The sequence below is a fragment of the Parafannyhessea sp. genome (assembly GCF_051876455.1).
Classification (GTDB): Bacteria; Actinomycetota; Coriobacteriia; order Coriobacteriales; family Atopobiaceae; genus Parafannyhessea.
The window spans coordinates 1-1713 of sequence record NZ_JBJEHW010000210.1 but is presented as its reverse complement, the minus strand read 5'-3'; the positions used below and the strand labels follow the sequence as shown (position 1 = coordinate 1713).

Annotated in this window: 1 protein-coding gene; it reads right to left on the bottom strand. The window is 63.4% G+C overall.

The features are described from left to right. Nucleotides 1–174 precede the first annotated feature (174 nt). Complete coding sequence (locus ACI38Z_RS08945; protein ID WP_439789854.1) at nucleotides 175–1455, bottom strand: tyrosine-type recombinase/integrase; 1281 nt, start codon at nucleotides 1453–1455, stop codon at nucleotides 175–177. Between the last annotated feature and the right edge of the window lie 258 nt (nucleotides 1456–1713).

Below are 1713 nucleotides of genomic sequence, written 5' to 3'. Positions count from 1 at the left end.
TGACCTGCGAGTTTATGGTGGGCGTTAGAAGATTTGAACTTCTGACCTCTTCCGTATGATGGTATGCCCTGTTGCTACTCCCTGATACCCCTTGTTACCTGCTAAGACTCATACCCTGCATTCCCTCGGAATCCCCCTTAATCACCGACTTTCGAACACAATCTGTCATACAATTCAGGCATCGAGCATGTCAAGGAGCGCCCTCGTGTGCGTGACGTCCGTGTATGTCGACACGTTCTCCTCCTTGGAGTGCCCGAAGAACTCATGCCTGATTTCAACGGGGACGCCCTGCTCCATCCACTCCGTGTTGAGCGTGTCGCGCCACGAGTGCGTGGACACCTCGCGAAGCTTCGGTATGGATAGCTCGTCCGCCATCATGTCGTACAACTTCCGTAGGGTCTTGTGCGCGTTGGACCTGTCCCACGGCTTCTGAGGGGCCGCAGGAGACCCGAAGACGAGCGACGTGGGCTCTGGTCCCACTGTGTCCTTTAGACGCCGTCTGACGGCTTCTGAGGCTCTCTTGTCGGTCACTGGGACTGTCCGTGCCTTGTGGGTCTTGGAGACCTCCTCGCGCACCGTGAGGCACATGTGGCCGTCGAGCTTCTCGACGTCCCTTCGCTCCATCGATAGCGCCTCGTTGAGGCGCAGCCCGCACGTCGCCTGGACGAGCGTCACGTCGCGCGCGAGCTCCCATCGGGCCTGCGTGCCAGCGATGCCGTAGCGGCCGGCGACGTTCTTGTACTCCGAGGCCTTCGCCTCCGGTTGCCACGCCGCGAGCCACGCGACGACGCACTTGCGCTCTTCCGCCGTGAGCGACTGTCCGCCCTTGACGTGCTCCTTGCCGTGCGCCTTGCCCGTGACCTGTGGCAGCTCCAAATCAATCCCCACGAGCGGGTTGTGGTCGATGACCTGGTAGGTGACGAGTCTCTTGAAGACGTACTTGGAGCAGGTCGTCGACGCCTTCCTCGCCGTGGCCGTGCCGTGCTCGCGGGCTATCAGCTGGAAAATCGGCACGAGGGCCTTCGGCCTCGACGCCGCCGCTATCGTCATGCCGCGCGCACGCTCGGCGAACAGGCGCAGGTCGTGGACGTACCGCTCCTGTGTGTGAGGCCTGAGCGGCTTTGCGAAGCAATTCGCCTCGACGGCCCTCACGCAGACCTCCTCGACGAATCTTCCCATGTCGGAGCTGCCCTTCCACCCCGCGAGGCCCCACTCGCCGCCGGTCCGTAGCAGCTCCTCCGTGAGCTCGCGTGCGCGGTCGCGGATGTCGGCTTTGCGCTTGGCGCGCCGCTCGATCTTCTTGTGCACGACCCTGCCCGTGGGGAGGCACACGTACCACTGCATGCGGTAGCGCCCGTCCGCGAGCTCGACGACCTTTGCGCTCTCGACCGTGCTCATGCCCGGCTTCAGCTGGACGGGCCTTCCCGTGCGCCTCGTGCTCACTGCCTTTGCCATTCCAGGCTCCCTTCGACGACCCCGTCTGCTCGTGCCAGTATCTCACACGATGCCATTTGGGTTCAATTCGGAATGCCTTGACTCCGCGATAGATGTGGGTATTATGGGGTTGTCGGCGGGATGAGGGGGGAACCTCCATCCCGTGAGGCGGGACCGCCCCTCGCGCATGCAGCAGGGGTAGCGGAGAGCGAACGGCTACGCGACGAGCGTGGCGGCCAGAGTTCGCGGGCATGGGAGCCCGTTGGCGAGAGTGTCCCT

Coding starts and splice junctions, on each gene's coding strand:
- ACI38Z_RS08945 (WP_439789854.1), bottom strand. CDS start 1,455: ATGGCAAAGGCAGTGAGCACGAGGCGCACGGGAAGGCCCGTCCAGCTG.